The following is a 19,257-nucleotide window of genomic DNA, read 5'->3' on the forward strand; positions in this document are numbered from 1 at the left end:
GTTGAGGAGCGGTGATCTGCCGGCATTGCCGCGTTGCATGTTTCTATGCGCGCTGACCGTCATGACGGGCTAGTCCACTTTGCGGGAACTGCTGATAGACCAGTTTGCGCACAAGTCTCCGCGAAAACAATTAAAATACAATAAATTTTATTGAATATTTAGCGTGCGGCCCATGCAAGGCTCGCCGCAGCAAACCTGCGGCCCGCCTCAGGGTCAAGATCGAGGAACAGGGCCGGCTCATTGACCTCAGCCTCCAGCAGCACGAAATCCGACCCGTCAAAGATGCCGTCAATACGTGCATAAAGCGGGCGCTGCGGCAGTTTCTCCAACACATCCACTGCCTGCGCCAGCTCGCCAGCTGCCGGCCTGTAGGCCCGCTTTTCCGGCTGGAAGGCGGAGTTGATGCGGAACTCCCCTGCCCGCGGGATCAGCTGCGCCGCATGCGAGAACGTCCCATCGAAGAAGACGAAGGATATCTGGCCGCTGGTCCGCACCGTGCCGATGAATTCCTGCACCAGCAACCGGTGCGGCGCCACACTCTCCGCAATCTCCGGCCAGACCGCCTCGATCTCCTCGCGCGCGACCAGCCGCACGCCATGGCCACTGGCACCAGATGTCGGCTTCACCACCGCTTCCCGCCAGCCGCGTTCGTCCATGAAATCCGCCAGCGCCTGCCGGTCGAGCGGCAGTACCGTCTGGCCCGGTGTCCGGATGCCGCCGGCCGCCAGACTGTCCAGATAGGCCTTGTCCAGGTTCCATTCGACAAGCCCCGCCGGATTAGCAACCCGCACACCCGCCGCTGACAAGCCCTGCAGCCAGCCGCGATACGCCTCCAGCCGCCGGTGATAATCCCAGGTACCGCGCAACATCACCAGATCGGCGGTGCGGAAGACCGACTGGTCCTCTGCCGTCCAGGGCGCCCAGCGTACCGTGGCCCCCTCATCGCGCAGAGCATCGACGAATCGGATATCGCTGACAGTCGGCTCCGGTCAGTCAGTACAGAGGGCCAGGGAGATGACGGGACTCGACGGTGCGGGCATGGCAGGCCTTCGGAAGGACGTATTGCAAGCCATTCTTAACTGCGCTGCACCGCGCGGCAAGCGCAATCCGCAGCCGCCGGAACGGCCTTACACCACGCGCTGCAATTCCTCGAAGAACCCGTCGATCTCGCGCTTCAGCCCGGCGGACTGCTCGCTCAGCAGCGTCGCGGAATCGCGGCTGTGGCGGGCGACGTCGCCGGCCTCGCGCGCGGCGGCGCTGACCATCACCACATTCTCCGACACATCGTGCGTGCCGCTGGATGCCTCTTGCACGCTGCGCGCTATCTCGGCCGTCGCCTGGTCCTGCTGTTCGCCCGCGTTCAGCACCACGCTGGCCATCTGGCTCAGCTCCTCGATGATCGTCGCAACCGCCTGCATGCCGGTGACGGCCTGCCCGCTGGTCGATTGAATCTCCTCAATGCGGCGCGCGATGTCCTCGGTCGCCTTGGCGGTCTGCGTCGCCAGGTTCTTCACCTCCGAAGCGACAACGGCAAAACCCTTGCCCACCTCGCCGGCCCGCGCCGCCTCGATGGTGGCGTTCAGCGCCAGCAGGTTGGTCTGCGCCGCGATATCGCCGATCAGCGCGGAGACTTCGCCGACTTCCTCGGCGGCCTTCGCCAGACTGGACACCGTGCTGCCCGCCCGCTCCGCCTCGCCGGCGGCCCGGCCCGATATCGCTGCCGTCTCCCTGGCACTGCGGCCGATCTCCGCGCTGGAAGAGGCCAGCTCCTCCGCCGCCGAGGCGATGGTCTGCACATTCACGCTGGCTTCCTCCGCCGCTGCCGCGACAGCCGTCGCACGCTCGCTGGTGTCGCCCGCCGCCGACGCCAGCTGCGCCGAGGTGCTGCTGAGGCCGGTCGCCGTATCGGCCACCGTATCGACCACGCTGCGCAGCTTGCTCTCGAAGGCGGCGGCCACCTTGGTGAAGGCGCCGATCCGCGTGCGGATCGATTCGGTCGCCGCGTTGATCGTCTCCGCCTGCTGCCGGAACTGCCCCTTCAGGCCGCGCACCGCGATCTTGCGGTAATATTTGTTGTCGCGGACATGCTCCATCGATGCGCCGGCCTCGCGCACGAAGGCATCGGTCACATCGATCAGATTGTTGATCGCATGCATCAGCTGGCCAATCTCGCCGCGCGCCGGCACATGCAGCAACCGCGCCTCGAAGTCGCCGTCACGGACCCGCTGGCACACCGCGATCATCTCGCCCAGCCGCCGGGTGGACAGCCGGATGGCAACAGCCGCCAGCAGGGCCAGCAGCGCCGCAAAGGCGGACAGTGCCGCCTGCGGCCAGGCGCCCGACAGGCCGGCCAGGATGGCGGCAGCGCCCGCAAGCGGAACAGCCAGAAGCGCGATCAGCGACGCGCTAGAGGGAGAGAACGAATTCGTCATAGCTCTTACCAATACTCCGCAACTTTTCTGTCAGCGCTTCATAGGCCTGGTTCATGCCCTGCTTGCGATCCGCCGCCTGCTCCTCGACCTGCCGCAGCTCGCGATAGATCGGGATGACCGCCGCCACCGCCTTCTGGTCCGGCACGCGGCGGTTGGAATGGTAGGCGATGATCTTGCCGGTCGCGTCCCGCGTCGGCGTCACATGGGCCAGGACCCAGTAATGGTCCCCGGTCTTGGCCAGGTTCACCACATAGGCGAACACCTCATGACCGGCGGAGATACGGTCCCACAGCAGCTTGAACACACAGCGCGGCATGTCGGGATGCCGGATCAGGCTATGGGGCGCATCCAGCAGCTCCGCCTCGGAGTAGCCGGAAACCCGGACGAATACATCGTTGCAGTAAGTAATCCGCCCACGCGTATCGGTCTTGGAGACGATAAATTCATCCTCTCCGAAACTTACCGCCTTACCGGTTGGGGTTATTTTTTCTGACATTTTACGCTTTATCTAAGAGTATCGGTACTATTCAAGCACCATTCCTTAACAGGGCTACAGTTAGGCGATCTGAAAATCAAATGAATTGATGCAAGTCAATTTCAGCTATGCATGCAGAAAACAAAACGGCCCGGATTGCTCCGGGCCGCTGCGTCAGAGGAAAGAGACGGGTCCGATCAGAACAGACCGTCCACCACTTCCGGCGGCAGCCCGGCCAGCACCAGTTCGGCGATCTCCTCGCTGGCGAACAGGCCCTTCAGACCCTCGCCCAGAGTCTGCGCGCTCTCGATCGTGTAGCCGCTGATGACCAGCGCATCGATACCGATCTTGTAGTCCACGATGACCGCGTTGTTCTTGCCCAGCAGCACGAACTGGTTGGCGCCCTCGCCACCGATCAGCATGTCCTTGCCGGAGAATTCGTCGAGGCCGATATGGATGAGCATGTCGTCGCCGGCACCGCCCATCAGCAGGTCATTGCCCGTCCCGCCATAGAGCGTGTCGTTGCCGGCACCGCCATCCAGTGTATCGTTGCCCGCACCGCCCAACAGGACGTCATTGCCGGCACCGCCGACAAGCAGGTCATCGCCAGCACCACCATCGAGCGTATCGTTACCCGCATTGCCATACAGGACGTCATTGCCGGCATCGCCGAACAGCGAATCGTCCCCTAGACCGCCGCTCAGCGTGTCGTCGCCGGCGCCGCCGCGCAGCAGATCGTCGCCATCGCCACCAAGCAGCAGGTCGTTTCCGGCGCCGCCCAGCAGCGTGTCATTGCCGGCGCCGCCATGCAGCACATCGTTACCATCCCCGCCCTGCAGCAGATCGTTGCCTGCGGTGCCGGAGATCACCTTGTCCGCCGCCGCGTCGCGAGCGGGCTCAGCCATGGCTGCCAGGGCATCGGCCCCGGCATCCTCTTCCTCCTGCAGGGCCGTATCATCGACGGCAAGCGCGTTCCGGGCCTCAGGGGCGGTATCCGCCTGATCCTGCTGCTGCGCCGTGGCATCGGCCGTGTCTTCGGTCTTGCCATCGGCCTGCGCCGCCATCGCCTGGCTGCCGACCAGCGCCGAGGGGTCGCCAGCCGGACGGCCGTCATCGGAATCCTCTTCCGGCAGCGCGGCACCAGACAGCATGTTCAGCACCAGCGTGGCGATCTGGTCGGCGCGCGCCTCGTCGGTAGCGATCAGCGCGGTCGCCACGAAGATGGCGAAGCCGGTCACCGCATTGGCGATGAGGTGATAGACATTGCTGGAGGACATCGCGGCCTCCTGGCGGCGCGCCGCGACCATCTGGTTCAGCAGCTCGCGGAAATCGCCGGCACGCAGCAGCTCGTCGGTCGGCTCGCTATAGGCGATGAACTCGGTGCCAACCCGTGCGATGTGAACGGCGATCTCGTCGGTCTCGGGATTCTCGAAAACCAGCCAGGGCTCGCCTTCGTCCGTCGTGCCGAAGGTCGCCTCATACGGCACACCCGCCTTCGCCAGCATTTCCATGCAGCGAAACAGCTCGGCCTTCTCCTGCTCGGTCCATCCCTGGGCCGGGCGGGTCATCGCCGAAAAGGGTATGATCTGTGCCGTCATTTTTGTTCAGCTATCGATCTAAAACCAAATCCTGCTGTCAGGACAAACGTTTGGCCACCGTATTTGGTTCACGCTTACCCTGATATGCACATCGCGTCCAGCGCGAACATGCCGGACGATGCGGTTCAGGCCTTCTGCGCCACATCATCCGCGGCAAACAGCGCACGGTAGGTGTAGGGATCGTAGAAGCTCAACAGGCTTTTAACGAAATCCACCCGGTCAACGCCCAGCGCATCTGCCCAGAGGTGGTAGCTCTCCGGCGGCACCCGGCCCTTGCCGGCCTCGATCTGGGAGATGAAGGTGTAATAGTTGATGTTGACCCGCTCCGCCAGCTCGCGCTGGGTCAGCTTGCGGGATTCGCGAAGATGTTTCAGCCACTGACCCGCCTCCTGCCGAAGCAGTTTGGAATCGGTCGAGGCCCCGGCATGGTTCGGCGCTAGCATGGCATTCGCTCTCAAGAAACGACAAATCAGACCATCGATTATCAGAAAATCACTTAACCGACAACTGCAGACATATTGGCAGACCGGCCGCGCGCCCCTACAAAGGGCGAACCAAAGCCAAAGGAGAGAGAACGGTGCGTATCCTGTTCATCCATCAGAACTGCCCCGGCCAGTACAAGCATCTGGTGATGCATCTGAAGCAGGACCCGAAGAACGACATCGTCTTCATCTCCAAGCCCAATGGCAACACGATCACCGGCATCCGCCGCATCGACTACAAGCCGCACCGGGAGGCCAACCCGCAAACCCATCATTACCTGACCAGCGCGGAGAACGGTGTGCTGCATGGACAGGCCGTGGCCCGCGTACTGATTGCGCTGAAGGAGAAGGGCTGGAAGCCCGACATCATCTGTGCCCATCCGGGCTGGGGCGAGGCGCTGTTCGTGAAGGATGTCTATCCGGATGTGCCGCTGCTGGGCTTCTTCGAGTTCTTCTATCATGCCGAGGGGGCGGATTGCGGCTTCGATCCGATGTATCCGAACACGATGGACGATTTCTTCCGGCTGCGCCTGAAGAACACCGTGAACCTGCTGAGCCTGGAAGCCTGCGACTGGGGCATGAGCCCGACCTTCTGGCAGCGTGAGGTGCATCCCACCGCCTATCAGCAGAAGATATCGGTCATCCATGATGGCGTGGATACCGCGACCCTGGTGCCGAAGGATGATGTTCGCGTCACCCTGCCAAGCGGCGTGACGCTCAGCCGTGACGACGAGGTGGTGACCTATGTCTCGCGCAATCTGGAGCCCTATCGCGGCTTTCATGTGTACATGAAGGCGCTGGAGGAGATGTGCCGGCGGCGGCCGAAGGCGCATTTCCTGGTGGTCGGCGGCGACGAGGTATCCTATGGGCGGCGGCTGTCAGACGGCCGGACCTATCGCGAGGAGCTGCTGAAGGAAGTGAAGATCGACCCCGCGCGGGTCCATTTCCTGGGCCGTATTCCCTATTCCGGCTTCGTGAAGGTGCTGCAGCTCTCCTCGGCGCATGTCTATCTGACCTACCCCTTCGTGCTGTCCTGGTCGATGCTGGAGGCAATGTCGGCCGGCTGCCTGATCATCGGCTCCTCGACGCGCCCGGTGATGGAAGCGGTCGAGGATGGCAAGAACGGGCTGCTGGTGGATTTCTTCTCGCCCACCGGCGTTGCCGATGCGGTGGACCGGGTGCTGGACCATCCCGACCGGATGGCGGCGCTGCGCCGCGCGGCGCGGCAGACCATCGTGGACCGGTATGACCTGGCCAGCATCTGCCTGCCGGCACAGCTGGGCCTGATCGACACGCTGGTTGCCGGCAAAACCCCGGCCCTGGACCTGGCGGCCGGCAAATCACCGGCGCTCACCGCCTCCTGATCGGGGTCTGGCCGGGGCGTAGGGCTCCCCGGGCTTACGGCTCGCGGAAGGCCCGCCGCATGCTGTCGGTCAGCGGTTCGATCATGTAATTCAGCGGCGTGCGCGGGCCGACCTTGATGAACACCTCGGCCGGCATGCCGGGCTGCAGCTCGACATGGGCGAGGTTGGCCAGCGCATCCTTGTCGATCAGGATTTTAGCCAGGTAATAGGGCGCGCCCGACCGTTCATCGACCAGCCGGTCGGCGGAGACCGTCACCACCTCGCCGGGCACGTTCGGCGTATTGCGCATCTTGAAGGCGGTCAGCATGACATCGGCTTCCTGGCCGACCGTCACATTATCGATATCCTCCGGCCGCACCTGCGCTTCCAGCACGAGTTCCTCACCGGACGGCACGACCTCCATGATCGTCTCGCCGGGGCGGATCACGCCGCCGATGGTGTGCGCGCGCAGCCCGACGACATAGCCCGAATGCGGCGCCCTCAGCTCGATGCGGTCCACGATGTCGCGCGCCGCCGTGAAGCGTTCGCGCAGGTCGAAAATCTGCGCCTCCGTCTCGCGATGCTGGCGCGCCACTTCCTCACGGAACTGGTTCTGGATCGAGATGATCTGCAGCCGGGTCTCGCCGATGGCCTGCTGCTGGCGGGCGATATTACCGCTGAGCCGGGCATTCTCGCCTTCCAGATCTGCCACCGCACGCTGCAGCGCCAACAGTCGCGGCCGCGCGACGAGGCCGCGCGAGACCAGATCCTGAATGCCGTTAATCTCGTCCTTCAGGATGGCCATCTGCCGGACGTTCGCCGCGCGCTCCTCGGTCAGGCCCTTGATCTCCTCCCGAAGCTGCAGGATGCGGCTTTCCAGAACCTCCACCTGGCCCTTGATCGCATCGCGCCGCGCCTCGAACAGGGTGATCTGGCCCTGGATGGCATCCGCCACCTCAGGCTCGACAAGGCGATCAAGCAGGCCTTGCGGGAAGTCGATGCCCTCCGCGCCAGTCCGCTCCGCTGTCAGGCGCGCCTCCAGGGCAAGCGCCGCGTCAAGCTGGCCGCGCACGATCTGGAAATTGGCCTGAGGCCGGATCGGGTCGAGGCGCAGCAGCACCTGGTCCTTCTCCACCTTGTCGCCATCGGAAACCAGGATGTCGGCGACGATACCGCCTTCGAGATGCTGGATCGCCTTCCGGTTACCCTCGACCGCGATGACACCGCCGGCAACGACGGCACTGTCGAGCTGCGCGACCGCCGACCACAGACCAAAGCCGCCGAACATCACGCCGATGATGATCATACCGGCCAGGATGGGGCCGCGCGCATTGGTCTGCAGTTCAGGGAAACCCTGGGCGTCGGAGGCGCCTTTTCCCGTCCGGGCATTACCGGGAAGGGCATTACCGGGAAGGGCATTACCGGGAAGGGATGGGGTTTTGGCCATGATGGATCGATCTTCCGGTTATGCTATTTGCTGTCGCTGGCGGGCTGGGCCGGCTCGTCGCCGCCCTGCGCATCCGTCTTCTGGTCGGTAGCAGCGATACGGGGGCGAGCAGCGGCTCGGCCTGATACCGGCGCGGCTGCGGTACCGCCCACCGGCCGGGTCAGGCGCGCCAGCACATCGGCGCGCGGGCCAAACATCTCGGGCAGGCCATCGCGCAGGAACAGCACCTTGTCGACCACGGACAGGATGCTCGGGCGGTGCGCGACAACGACGACCGTCACGCCCTGCTGCTTCAGCTGCACCAGGGTCTGGCGCAGCGCCTCCTCGCCATCGCTGTCGAGATTGGAATTGGGCTCGTCCAGTACCAGGAAGCGCGGATTGCCGAACAGGGCGCGCGCGAGCCCAAGGCGCTGGCGCTGGCCGCCGGACAGCGAGGAGCCGCTTTCGCCGATCTCCGTCTCGTAGCCCTTGGGCAGCTGCAGCACCATGTCGTGCACGTCGGCCTTGCGGGCGGCCTCAATGATCTGCTCCGGCTCGGCGTCCTGGAAGCGGGCGATATTCTCCTTCACCGTGCCGCCGAACAGCTCCACATCCTGCGGCAGATAGCCGACATACTGGCCAGCATCCTCGCGGTCCCAGGTGGCCAGATCGACGCCATCCAGACGCACCGTGCCGGCGACGGGCAGCCAGGCACCGGCGAGGATACGCGCCAGGGTGGACTTGCCGGCTGCGGACGGACCGATGATGCCCAGGCTCTCGCCCGGCTCCAGCCCGAAGGAAACGCCCTTAAGGATCGGCTTGCCGCCGGGATGGCCGAACACGACCTTGTCCACCATCAGCTTGCCCTTGGGAGCTGGCAGCGGCATGGCCGGCGGCTTCGGCGGCGCCTTGGCCAGCAGATCCTTGATCCGGCCATAGGCGGAACGCGACTGGATGAACTGCCGCCACACGCCGATTGCCTGTTCGACCGGTGCCAGCGCGCGGCCCATGATGATGGAGCCGGCGATCATCACGCCCGGCGTGATCTCGTGCAGCAGCACGTAATAGGCGCCGACCGCCAGGATGGCGACCTGAAGCCCGAAGCGGAAGGCACGGCTGGCGCCGGTGATCGAGCCCGCCCGGTCGCTGGCGATGGATTGCAGCGAGAGCGCGGCATCATGCATGCCCTGCCACTTGCGCCGCACGCCGCCGATCATGCCCAGCGACTGCACGACTTCGGCATTGCGCCGGCTGGTCTCGGCAAAATCATTAGCGCGCGAGGCATACATGCCGGCAAGGCGCAGCGGATCGCGGGTCCGCAGTTCCGTTGCCAGCGCCAGCGAGAACAGGATGATCGCGCCGATCACGCCGACCACGCCGATCATCGGGTGGAACAGGAACATGACGAAGATGAAGACCGGCACCCAGGGTGCATCGAACAGCGCGAAAATACCGCTGGTCGTCATGAAGCCGCGCAGCGTCTCCAGATCGCGCAGCACCTGGCCTTCCTGGCCGCGGCCGGACCGGTTGGTGATCTCCAGCAGGGCCTGCAGCAGCCGGCCGCCCATCAGCCGGTCGATACGCGCGCCCATGCGCACAAGAACGCGGCTGCGGATCGCCTCCAGCACGCCCATGACGATCAGCATCACAATGGCGATGATGACCAGCGCGACCAGCGTCTCCTTGCTGCGGCTCTGCAGCACGCGGTCATAGACCTGCAGCATGAACAGCGGTGCCACCAGCTGCAGCAGGTTCACGAAAAAGCTGAATACCGCCGTGGCCATGAGCATGCTGCGGCATTGCTGAATTGCCGCGCCTGCTTCCGTTCTCGCTGTCTGCATTCTGAGTTGTTCGCTTCGTTGCTGTGGCCGCACGCCGCACAGGAGGCTGCCCATAAGGTCGCCCGGTGCCGCTGCCCCGCAGGAGTCCCCTACGGAAGTACAGTGAGTTTATAACCGAGCCGCCGGTTAGCGTAAAGCGATGCGCGGCGAGAGGCCGCAGGGGGATTGCCGAGGCCTATACGCCGAACGCTTCTGCCGTCCCGACGTCACCTGCGCTCAGGCTGGAAACACCGATAATCGTCAGCGTCGCGCCGGCAATCGACAGCGCAACACCGCCTTCCACAGTAGCCTGGCTTTGCAGGGCGGCCGCGATTTCCGCCGCGCTGACGCCCTGAATCGCAACCTTATCCGTTCCCGCGGTAAAATCGGTTACCGTCGGCGCAAGCACGGCACCGGGAAAGCGCTCATCATACCCGCGAAGCACGAACACATCCGCGCCATCCCCGCCGGTCAGCGTATCGCGGCCGAGGCCGGAATAGATCGTATCGTCACCGGCACCGCCGACGATGCTGTCCAGCCCCTTGCCGCCGCGCAGCTCGTCATCCCCAGCCCCGCCCAGGATGGTGTCGCCCTGATTGCCGCCATTCAGGATATTGCCTGCTGTGGTCCCGGTCAGGTCGAGCAGGTCATGCCCCAGTCCGGCAAAGACGGAATCGCTGCCTTCACCACCATAGATCGTGTCATTGCCATCCGTGCCGGTGATGGTGTCGTTGCCGGCGCCAGCCCGCAGCAGCCGGATATCGTCGCTCAGCTGATAGCTCCAGTTCACGACAGGCGGCGTCACCGCGTCGATCTTGTTCTCGATGCCGGTGAAGAAACCCTGATCGTTGTTCTTGCCCGCCGGCATGTTGCTGTCGATGTCGATGCCCACCGAATTCAGCGTCGAGGCCACCACCGAATTGCTGTTCTGGGCGTTCTCGTAAAAGCGATAGGGCAATTGCGCCGCATGGATCGCCTCGGCATGCTGGACCATTGTCGCCCAGACCTCCGCCGGATCGCGCCCCATCAGATCGACATCGGCCTGATTGCGCTCCTCCGGTGTGGCGCTGCCGCGCGCATCGGTACTTTCGGAGAGCAGGATATCGGCCTGGACCAGGATTGTGCCCTGCGGTCCATCGGCGCGAATCACACGCTCGGTCCCATCATCGGCGATGAACACCAGATACAGGTGTTCTGGTTTCGCACCCGCAGGAAGCTGAACCGGCGTTTCCGTCAGCGGCAGGCTTTCAATCACGATTCTGGCCATTTTCCCCTCCCCTATTGACCACCATCAGCAGGGGAAAAGGGTAGCGGGCCACCGCCTTGATGACCACCCCCTAATTAAGAAAAATTCTCAATCGAAATTGAATTCCAGCCCGTCATCCAGCGGTGTCTCGAAGGCATCGGCAAGGGTCGGCTGCCTTTGCTGAAGCTGGGACTGCAGCTGCGCCAGCCTGGACAGCACCGGCAACCGGTTCACCGACAGCAGATGCGTATAGATGAAGGGCAGGGCGCCCGCTTTCCGCAGTTCGAGGAACGCCTCGTCGGAAAGCTGGTTCATCTTCGCCTCGTCGATCCTGAGGATACCGGTCACATCCTGCGCCCCCTGGCCGGCATCCACCTTCATCGGCCAGTCGGCGAACAGCCCATGCCGGTCCAGCAGCGCGCAGAGCCGCGCCGTCGCCTGCCGGTCGCGCTCCAGATGCGTCAGGAAATCCACGACCTGGGCGAACTTGCCGGCGGGCTGGTTCTGATCGTCGAAGAAGGGGTCCGTGCCCTCGCCGTCCGGTGCTTCCAGCAGCAGGCCGCTATCCTCGTCGATGCAGACGACGCGCTGGTCACCCTCGCCTGGCACGAGCGCAAACGGATAGGCGCGCAGCATCGCCGGCACATAGGCGCCGAGCCACCGCCCGTCCGGCGCGATGTAGAAATTCTGCCCCGGCACCAGCGCGCAGATGGCAACCGGCGCCACCTGATCGTTCTGCCGGATGAAACCGATGGGCATATCCGCCGCGGCGCGGGGCAGCTCCACGGCGCAGAGCGGCAGCAGCGCCTCCCCGGCGGCGTACAGATAGCCGGAGAAACCGCGCCAGGCCTTGCCGCCGTGACGTTCGGGCGAGACGGGATGAAGCGATTTGTACATGGTAATCTACTCGGGTTACGGAATAGTGGCCCATTATCTCCTTGTCATTGCCGGGCTTGACCCGGCAATCCAGGGGCCACCGCCTGAGACGCAACAGGCTGGGCACCGCCCCTGGACCCCCGGATCAAGTCCGGGGGTGACATAACGCGTATGTTTGCCCTCCTGCGGCAGACATTCAAGATCAGGCGATGCCCAGCGCGGTCAGCAGCGGCAGGGTCTTGGCGGTGAAGTCGGATTCGCGGGTCTTCAGCTCCGCCAGATTCTCCTCCGGCGTTTCCAGCGTCTTGCCGTCCTTCAGGATGCGCTGGTTCTGCGCCGACAGCACGGACCAGACGAAGCCGGCAATATCCTTCTGGCCCAGCTTGCGCCCCAGCAGCATGAGCTGGGTGAAGCGGTCCACCTGCACACCGGAGCCGATGACCGGGCTGACCAGATAGGCGATGTCGGCACTGGTGCGCGACCGTTCGATCAGCGCCGCGTTCAGCCGGTCGCAATGCGGCTTCGCCTCGCGCGCCGCCTTGTCGTCCAGCGCGGGCGAGGCCTGCCCGCTGGAGGTCAGGATCACCAGCGCCTGCATCACCTTCTGGTAGCCCATCGCCTTGATCGGTTCGGACGCCAGCAGTTCGGCGGCACTCTTCGGCTTGTCGGCCAGCGCATCGGCGATGGGCTCATACACATCGGCCTGCAGATTGACCTCGCCGACCGGGAAACCCGCCTTCAACGCCAGGGAGGGTCGCGGCACGGTCAGCGCGAAGCGTGTGTTGGCCAGCGCCTGCACCTGTTCCTGGGCGGAGAGGCGCAGCAGACCCTTGGCGAAGATGTCGCGGCGGAACTGCTGGTTCACCAGGAAATCGCGCACCGTCTCGCGCACGGCGGGATCGGAGACGCCGGCCAGTAGCTGCTGCTGGTCCACCGTCAAATTCACGATATCGACATGGTCGCCAGCATGGGCCGAGGCCGCGAAAGTCAGCTTCGCCATGCTGAGCTCCCGCGCCACGTCGCAATGGTAGAACAGGTTCCAGTCGCGGTTCATATATTCATGGGCCAGGTAATTGCGGCTATGCTTCTGCATGCCCTCCAGCCGCGTCGCCGCCAGCGGGTTGGCCTTGAAATAGCCGGCATTGGTCTTCTGCATCTGGCCGATGAAGTCCAGCGCGCCATCGATGCGCGCGGCCATCGGCTGTGCTTTGTTGCCCTCCCCCAGCTCGATCATCAGCTTGCGCATCGGCATGGCCGGCGCCCAGCCGGGCAGCACATTATAGGAGATGTAGCAGACCCCGCCCGGCTTCAGCTTCGCATAGAGGAAATCGCGGATCAGCGCCCGGTTCTCCGCGCTGATCCAGCTATAGACGCCATGCAGCGCCACGACATCGAAGGGCGGCAGGTCGGCGGCCAGAAATTCGGCGAAGCTGTGCTCGTAAAACTGGATGTTCTTCAGATTGGCCTGGGCGGCCAGCTTGCGCGCCCCGGCGACATGGGCGGGGTTGAAGTCGGTGGCGTGAACCTCGGCCCCCGGATACGACGCGGCGATCATGGTGGCGGTCAGCCCGTGGCCGCAGCCCAACTCCGCATAGCGCAGGGGCGTGCCGGAGAGTGCCGTTACATCCGCCTGCTTTAGCAGCAGGTTCAGGCGCAGCAGCGCTGGTGCCATCTCCCGATAGACCCCTTGAGAATATTCCAGCTCCGCAACATAGCCAGCCGTCCAGTCGCTCATGCCCATCATCTCCCCTCAGAAATTACGTGGCTACAGGCTTACCCGGCCTTCAGACAAAAAGAAAGGCCCGCCCCCGAAGGGGCGGGCCTAAAGCTAAAACTTGATTTGCCGTTTACGACAGATCGAAGTTCGCTGCAACGAAGGTGCTGGCGTTGTTAACGTCATTCAGCACACCGATCAGCGTAACGTCAGTCGCGTCAATCGCATCGCCGTCAGACTGGTCAACCAGGTACACCTGAGTGTTGGTTGCGCCACGGACCACGACGAAGCCGTTGATTGCCGCATCTGCACCAGTATCGGTGGTAGCGAAGGCCTTACCGGCACCGAACAGCTCGGCGAAGTTGGCCCCGCCGTAGTCCTTGCCGTCGGTGGTCAGGTCGACAACGAACAGGTTGTTGTCGGTGATGGCCGTCGCACCCGTCGCCGAAACCGGGGTCAGGTTGGCAGTACCGGCAGCCTTGGTCAGAGCCGACAGGTTCAGAATGTCACCACCAGAAGCCGTGGCACCGACATTGAAGCCCGTGATCGTGTCCTTACCGGTACCGATGGTGAGGGTATTGGACCCACCGCCGGAGATGTCGATGGTATCATCGCCAGCCCCACCAGTGATGGCATCGTCACCCGCACCAGCAGTGATCACATCATTGCCGTTACCGCCGATGATGATGTCCGCCTTACCGGTACCGGTGATCACCACACCCTGCGCCGCACCAGCGATGCTAACATTCACACCAGCAGTGTTGGCAGAGGCGTCGATCTTCTCGAGCGCGCCGCCTGTCAGAGCCGCGCCGTCAAGGTCAGCCTTGATGTTACCGGTGACGGTCAGGGTGCGGATGTTGGCAACCGTCAGGTCGATCTGGTTGGTATCAGCAGCAACCAGGCCAGTTGTGACGGACGAAGTCGAGTTCACGGTGATGTGTTCAACATTGGCTGCGGTAAGCGTACCGTAGTCAATATCAGCACCAGCGTGAGCGCCCTTCAGCACGATGGTCAGTGCATCGCTCGTCGCACCAGCAGCCGCAGCATCCGTAACGTCAACCGTCAGGGTGTTGCCAGTCGTAGAGAGCTCAACCGAGCTGCCCGACTTGATGCCGCTCAGGGTGTCCGTCGCGGCAGCAGCGAAATCAACGTAGTTGATGTCACCCAGGCGAGAGGCATTGATCGCTGCACCGGCGGCATCCGAGATGGTCAACTTCGTGAAGCCTTCAAAGCCCTTCTTGGCAGCGTCAGTGGCGGTCAGCGCCGTCATCCCGGCAGCGAAGGCAGCCTTCACCTCAAGGGTATTCGTACCCTCACCGCCCTTGATCGACGCGCCATCCTCAACGGTATTGGCGGCGTTCAGGTTGGTGAGCTTCAGGGTGTCATTGCCGGCACCGAGGTCGACCGTGACATCCTTGCTCAGCGCAGCGGCGCCGGCGGCATGTCCCAGCGTAACAGTATCGTCGCCGGAACCGGTGGTCACATTGACCTTCGCCACAGCACTCTCAATGGCCAGCTTACCGGTAGCGGTGGAGCCATTCAGGGTGGTTGCGTTCGCAATCGTCGCGGTGACGGTCAGGTTGCCCGAACCATCGAACGTAACCGTCTTCAGGTCAGTACCGGTCGTCAGAGCGGCAATCTTGTTCGTGCCCGTGGAAGTCACGGCGAAGGTCTCAACACCGCCAGCGGCAGTATTGTTATCCGCACGCACCGCACCGGCATCCGTGGCGCCCGACAGAGCGATCTTAACGGTGTCCGAAGTGCCCGTCAGCGTGCTGGCAGCGAACTGCACAGTCGTGGTCGAGGTGTTGTTCGTCACACCGGTAACACCGACGGTCGCCAGAGCACCGACATTGCTGACAGTGAGGGTGTTCGTGCCGCGATCATTCCAGATCTGCTCCACGCCCGACCAAGAAGCCGCATTAAGCGTCTCGGCAACCGTGGTCTGGACATAAACCTGCTCAATGCTGTTCAAGGTGGCCAGCGGAGCCGTCGTCGCATCAGTGATCGTCAGATTGAAGCGGTCCGTACCAGCACCGCCATTCAGCGAGTCGCCGGTCTGATAGCTCTGCGCACCTTCAGTGGCACCGTTCTGAGCGCCAACGAAGGTATCATCACCGCTGGAACCCGTAAGGGCGTCAATGTTAGTGGTCAGGGTGTACGTCTGGCCCGGATTATTCTCCGGAATGCCAGCCTCGGTGGTCACATTCGCCGAGGTCAGCGAGGTCAGACCGGTTCCCTTCACGACAACGGTCGCACCATTGATCGAGAACTGCACGCCACCATCGACCGTGGTCTGCGCGGTCAGCGCCGTGGTGATCTCGTCAGCGGTCGCACCCTGGATGGCGATGGTATCGGTGCCAGCCACGAAATCGGTGATGGTCGGGCGCTTCAGCGCGCCCGGGAAGTTCGGGTCATCGCCACGCACGACGAACACGTCGGCACCGTCGCCGCCGGTCAGCGTGTCCTGGCCGAGGCCAGAATAGATGGTGTCGTCGCCAGCACCGCCGACGATCGAGTCATGACCCTTGCCGCCGCGCAGCACATCGGCGCCGTCACCACCTTCCAGCGTGTCGGCATTCATGCCGCCCTGCAGCGTGTCGTTGCCGGCGCCACCGATCAGGTAGTCATTGCCGTCGCCGCCATCGATGTCGTCGGCACCCTCGGCACCGTTCAGCGTGTCATTGCCGCCCAGGCCACGGATGGTGTCATTGCCGAGCCCGCCGTTCACGATATCCGCATCGGCAGTGCCGACGAGGAAATCGCTGGCGTCCGTACCAGTGATAGTTGCCATTACTAATAGCTCCCTTAGTTTTCCCTGGTTCCCCTGGTGGCGTGACGGTTATCCGCCCTTGGCCCCCTAGCTTCCCCAACTTACGAGCAGGCTCGCGCCGCCCAACCTACTGTTAGAACACCGCTGCCGGCGACATCCCTGAACTCGCCAGGCGGTGGACGCAGTTACAGCGCTTGTTCAAACGCCCACCGGTTTTACCCGTTGTCGCGCCCATCGCCAAGAGGCAAATGCCAGCCCGGCCACGATAAATAGCGGTAAGCGCAGTTGCGTTGCATATATGCAACAAATCAGGCAATGGGCCGTGATATATCCGGCTATGGCAGAATTCGTTCGGCAGGCCGCTTATATCCGTCAGTAAGGAATTCGTCAAGAACGGTTCCTTTCCGGTCATTCATCGCCACCGATGGCTAACCTGAACGGAATACACATTGTGATGTCGGATTTTTATCTGTGTTTTTCTTGCTCGACGTTCTGAAAATTACTTGTACAGTGACTTTCTAACCAGAAATGACTGTCTGACTCCGGGCCATTTGACGGTGCTGCATTTGCGGCAACTCTATCAGTCTTGGCTGGTTTTCTTACCATGCCACCGCAACGGTAGGGCGCTTGTCCCTGAAAAGACGGGGGAAAATGGGAGCGGGGCGCTTTCTTCTCCTTCTGTCACCCCCGGGCTTGACCCGGGGGTCCAGGGGCGGCGCTTTGCCTGTAACGTCTCGGGCCGTGGCCCCTGGATTGCCGGGTCAAGCCCTGCAATGACAATGAGTGAGAGCATCCCCTACTCCGCCCCCCTACTCCGCAAAGGCGATGGTGATGCGGCGGTTCTGTTTGCCCTTGTTCTCGATCTTCGCGACGGCAAGCTTACCGATCTCCCCGGTGCGCGCGACATGGGTGCCGCCGCAGGGCTGCAGATCGACCGCGTCGCCCGCCACCGAGATCAGCCGCACCGTGCCCGCCCCCATCGGCGGCTTCACCGAGAGCGTACGCACCAGCTCCGGCTGGGCCGCCATCTCGGCATCGGTGATCCAGCGGGCGCTGACCGGATGGTCGGCGGCAATCAGCGCGTTCAGTTTTTCCGCCAGCTCCTCCTTGGTGAAGGTGACTTCCGGCAGGTCGAAATCCAGCCGGCCCTTGTCGGCGGCGACCTGCCCGCCGGTCACGTCGCCCGGCACGCTGGCGCACATCAGGTGCAGCGCCGTGTGCATGCGCATGTGGCGGTGCCGGCGCTCCCAGTCCAGCACGGCCGTCACCGCATCGCCGGGGGCCAGTGCGGATGCCGCCTCCGGCTCTTCAGGGACATGCAGGATTCCCGTTTCGCCCTTGCGCGTGTCGGCTATCCGGAGCGTCCGCCCGTCCGCCAGCCGCAACTCACCGCTGTCGCCCGGCTGGCCGCCGCCCATCGGATAGAAGACGGTGCGGTCCAGAACGATGCCCTCCGGCCCGGCCGAGACCACAATGGCGGTGCAGTCCTTCAGGTAGGAATCGGTGCGGAACAGTTCCTCGGTCATGCGGTCCTCCTTTATTGGAGGCAATTATAGCGCCCTGTCCGGAGGGGTACAGGCGGGCGTACTTACTTTAATTGTCACCGGTACATTTTTACGATTGTCGCAATTTCATGCGCTTTGTACCGTTACGCTATGAGCAAGTGGCACCCTGACATAGCGACAATCCCCGGCCCGCGCTACCGCGCCATCGCCGAGGCCATCGCCCGCGATATCGAGGCCGGCCGGCTCGTGCCCGGCGACCGGCTGCCGACGCACCGCGACCTCGCCTATCTGCTGGGGGTGACGGTCGGCACGGTGACACGCGCCTATGCCGAGGCGCAGCGGCTGGGGCTGCTGGTCGGCGAGGTCGGGCGCGGCAGCTTCATCGCCCAGCGCGCGCCCGCCGATGCGCTGTACCACGCGCCGCCGGAGCGCGACGGCACCATCGACATGAGCCTGAATTACCCGCCCGCCGAACCGCTGTCGGAGGCAGCGCTGCGCGACAGCCTGGAAGCGCTCTCCCGGCGCAACGACCTCGGGCACCTGCTGCCCTATGGCGATTTCGATGGCCCGCAGGGGGTCCGCGAGGCGGTGGCGGCGTGGCTGGGCCGGCAGCACCGCTTCCCGGTCGAGCCCGAACGGCTGGTGCTCACCTCCGGCGGGCAGCATGCGATCAGCGCCGCCATTGCCGCTGTCGCCGAGCCGGGCGATGTGGTGCTGTGCGGTGCCTTGACCTGGACCGGCATCCGCGCCATCGCAGAGATGATGCGGCTGCAGCTTCGCGGCCTGGCGATGGATGGCGAGGGCGTGCTGCCGGAGGCCTTCGATGTCGCCTGCCGCACCCTGTCGCCCAAGGCGCTGTACCTGATCCCGACGCTGCAGAACCCGACCGGCACGATCATGGGCGAGGGACGGCGCGCCGCACTGGCCCATATCGCCGAACGCTACAGCGTGCCGATCGTCGAGGACGATATCTACGGCTTCCTGGCGCCGGATGCGCCCGCCCCCATCGCCACCCGCGCGCCGGAGCAGGTGCTGTATCTGACCAGCCTGTCGAAGAGCCTGGCACCTGGCCTGCGCATCGGCTGCCTGTCCGCACCGCGGCGCTTCCATCCGCGGATCATGGCGGCGGTGCGCGCCACCACCTGGATGGTGCCGCCGCTGATGGGCGAGATCGCCGCCGACTGGATCAACAGCGGTGTCGCCGACACCATCGCCGAGAACCGCCGGCAGGAAACCGCGCGACGCCAGTCCATCGCGCGGTCCGTGCTCGGCCCGCTCGCCGGGGATGCCGCGCCACAGGCCTATCATCTTTGGGTCAGGCTGCCCGCCCCCTGGCGCGCCACCGACTTCGTCGCCGAGGCCCGCCAGCGCGGCGTGCTGATCGCCCCGACCGAGGTGTTCGCGGTCGGCCGCCGTCACGAGGAGGAGGCGGTGCGCATCTGCCTCGGCTCGCCGGCCAATGCGGATGCCGTGCGTCAGGGGCTGGACATCCTGCGCGAGCTGATCCCGCAGGCCGCCGACACACGCTATCTCGCCGTCGTCTGATTCCACCACCGAAACCCGGAGT

14 protein-coding genes are annotated in these 19,257 nt (G+C 64.1%); 2 read left to right on the forward strand and 12 right to left on the reverse strand.

Features of this window, described 5'->3' with window-relative positions:
* Positions 1-158: 158 nt before the first annotated feature.
* The 5 genes from MK313_RS08835 to MK313_RS08855 form a co-directional block, all read right to left on the reverse strand.
* A complete protein-coding gene (locus MK313_RS08835; RefSeq protein ID WP_287780911.1) occupies positions 159-869 on the reverse strand; it encodes an ATP-grasp domain-containing protein in 711 nt (236 codons plus the stop codon).
* A 258-nt stretch (positions 870-1,127) separates the two neighbouring features.
* A complete protein-coding gene (locus MK313_RS08840; RefSeq protein ID WP_287780913.1) occupies positions 1,128-2,432 on the reverse strand; it encodes a methyl-accepting chemotaxis protein in 1,305 nt (434 codons plus the stop codon).
* Complete coding sequence (locus MK313_RS08845; RefSeq protein ID WP_008946176.1) at positions 2,407-2,928, reverse strand: PAS domain-containing protein; 522 nt, start codon at positions 2,926-2,928, stop codon at positions 2,407-2,409. Before MK313_RS08845 ends, MK313_RS08840 begins: the two co-directional genes overlap by 26 nt.
* A gap of 176 nt (positions 2,929-3,104) precedes the next feature.
* Entirely contained in the window at positions 3,105-4,505 is a 1,401-nt protein-coding gene (locus MK313_RS08850) for a calcium-binding protein (RefSeq protein WP_287780914.1), read from the reverse strand.
* 125 nt (positions 4,506-4,630) lie between these two features.
* Positions 4,631-4,948 carry a helix-turn-helix domain-containing protein gene (locus MK313_RS08855; RefSeq protein WP_008946178.1) on the reverse strand — a complete coding sequence of 106 codons (318 nt, stop codon included), beginning with the start codon at positions 4,946-4,948 and terminating at the stop codon, positions 4,631-4,633.
* 134 nt (positions 4,949-5,082) lie between these two features.
* On the opposite strand from MK313_RS08855, the gene MK313_RS08860 reads away from it, so the two are divergent.
* On the forward strand, positions 5,083-6,351 hold the full coding sequence (locus MK313_RS08860) for a glycosyltransferase family 4 protein (RefSeq protein WP_287780915.1): 1,269 nt from the start codon (positions 5,083-5,085) through the stop codon (positions 6,349-6,351).
* A 34-nt stretch (positions 6,352-6,385) separates the two neighbouring features.
* Here the strand turns inward: MK313_RS08860 and MK313_RS08865 are convergent, their stop codons facing one another.
* The 7 genes from MK313_RS08865 to MK313_RS08895 all read right to left on the reverse strand — a co-directional run bounded on the left by MK313_RS08865 (position 6,386) and on the right by MK313_RS08895 (position 17,711).
* On the reverse strand, positions 6,386-7,777 hold the full coding sequence (locus MK313_RS08865; RefSeq protein ID WP_287780916.1) for an HlyD family type I secretion periplasmic adaptor subunit: 1,392 nt from the start codon (positions 7,775-7,777) through the stop codon (positions 6,386-6,388).
* A gap of 23 nt (positions 7,778-7,800) precedes the next feature.
* Positions 7,801-9,651, reverse strand: a complete 1,851-nt coding sequence (locus MK313_RS08870) for a type I secretion system permease/ATPase (protein ID WP_322098632.1) — start codon at positions 9,649-9,651, stop codon at positions 7,801-7,803.
* Positions 9,652-9,772: 121 nt separating this feature from the next.
* Entirely contained in the window at positions 9,773-10,843 is a 1,071-nt protein-coding gene (locus tag MK313_RS08875; RefSeq protein WP_287780918.1) for a calcium-binding protein, read from the reverse strand.
* An 87-nt stretch (positions 10,844-10,930) separates the two neighbouring features.
* Complete coding sequence (locus MK313_RS08880) at positions 10,931-11,719, reverse strand: SapC family protein (RefSeq protein ID WP_287780919.1); 789 nt, start codon at positions 11,717-11,719, stop codon at positions 10,931-10,933.
* A gap of 181 nt (positions 11,720-11,900) precedes the next feature.
* The gene (locus tag MK313_RS08885) at positions 11,901-13,433 is read right to left on the reverse strand and encodes a class I SAM-dependent methyltransferase (protein ID WP_287780921.1); all 1,533 of its coding nucleotides are present in this window, start codon (positions 13,431-13,433) and stop codon (positions 11,901-11,903) included.
* Between the two features lie 112 nt (positions 13,434-13,545).
* The gene (locus MK313_RS08890) at positions 13,546-16,206 is read right to left on the reverse strand and encodes a beta strand repeat-containing protein (protein WP_287780922.1); all 2,661 of its coding nucleotides are present in this window, start codon (positions 16,204-16,206) and stop codon (positions 13,546-13,548) included.
* A 788-nt stretch (positions 16,207-16,994) separates the two neighbouring features.
* A complete protein-coding gene (locus tag MK313_RS08895) occupies positions 16,995-17,711 on the reverse strand; it encodes an alanyl-tRNA editing protein (protein WP_287780923.1) in 717 nt (238 codons plus the stop codon).
* Positions 17,712-17,840: 129 nt separating this feature from the next.
* On the opposite strand from MK313_RS08895, the gene MK313_RS08900 reads away from it, so the two are divergent.
* Positions 17,841-19,235 (forward strand): PLP-dependent aminotransferase family protein, encoded by a 1,395-nt coding sequence (locus tag MK313_RS08900; protein ID WP_287780924.1) that lies wholly within the window; start codon positions 17,841-17,843, stop codon positions 19,233-19,235.
* Positions 19,236-19,257 lie beyond the last annotated feature (22 nt).

Origin of the sequence: Oceanibaculum sp., from assembly GCF_022449305.1 — a bacterium.
Taxonomy (GTDB): Bacteria; Pseudomonadota; Alphaproteobacteria; order Oceanibaculales; family Oceanibaculaceae; genus Oceanibaculum; species Oceanibaculum indicum.

Bases quoted from the DNA above. Each gene is read 5' to 3' on its own strand.
- MK313_RS08835 (WP_287780911.1), bottom strand. From the start codon at position 869: ATGTTGCGCGGTACCTGGGATTATCACCGGCGGCTGGAGGCGTATCGC.
- MK313_RS08840 (WP_287780913.1), bottom strand. From the start codon at position 2,432: ATGACGAATTCGTTCTCTCCCTCTAGCGCGTCGCTGATCGCGCTTCTG.
- MK313_RS08845 (WP_008946176.1), bottom strand. From the start codon at position 2,928: ATGTCAGAAAAAATAACCCCAACCGGTAAGGCGGTAAGTTTCGGAGAG.
- MK313_RS08850 (WP_287780914.1), bottom strand. From the start codon at position 4,505: ATGACGGCACAGATCATACCCTTTTCGGCGATGACCCGCCCGGCCCAG.
- MK313_RS08855 (WP_008946178.1), bottom strand. From the start codon at position 4,948: ATGCTAGCGCCGAACCATGCCGGGGCCTCGACCGATTCCAAACTGCTT.
- MK313_RS08865 (WP_287780916.1), bottom strand. From the start codon at position 7,777: ATGGCCAAAACCCCATCCCTTCCCGGTAATGCCCTTCCCGGTAATGCC.
- MK313_RS08870 (WP_322098632.1), bottom strand. From the start codon at position 9,651: ATGGGCAGCCTCCTGTGCGGCGTGCGGCCACAGCAACGAAGCGAACAA.
- MK313_RS08875 (WP_287780918.1), bottom strand. From the start codon at position 10,843: ATGGCCAGAATCGTGATTGAAAGCCTGCCGCTGACGGAAACGCCGGTT.
- MK313_RS08880 (WP_287780919.1), bottom strand. From the start codon at position 11,719: ATGTACAAATCGCTTCATCCCGTCTCGCCCGAACGTCACGGCGGCAAG.
- MK313_RS08885 (WP_287780921.1), bottom strand. From the start codon at position 13,433: ATGAGCGACTGGACGGCTGGCTATGTTGCGGAGCTGGAATATTCTCAA.
- MK313_RS08890 (WP_287780922.1), bottom strand. From the start codon at position 16,206: ATGGCAACTATCACTGGTACGGACGCCAGCGATTTCCTCGTCGGCACT.
- MK313_RS08895 (WP_287780923.1), bottom strand. From the start codon at position 17,711: ATGACCGAGGAACTGTTCCGCACCGATTCCTACCTGAAGGACTGCACC.
- MK313_RS08900 (WP_287780924.1), top strand. From the start codon at position 17,841: ATGAGCAAGTGGCACCCTGACATAGCGACAATCCCCGGCCCGCGCTAC.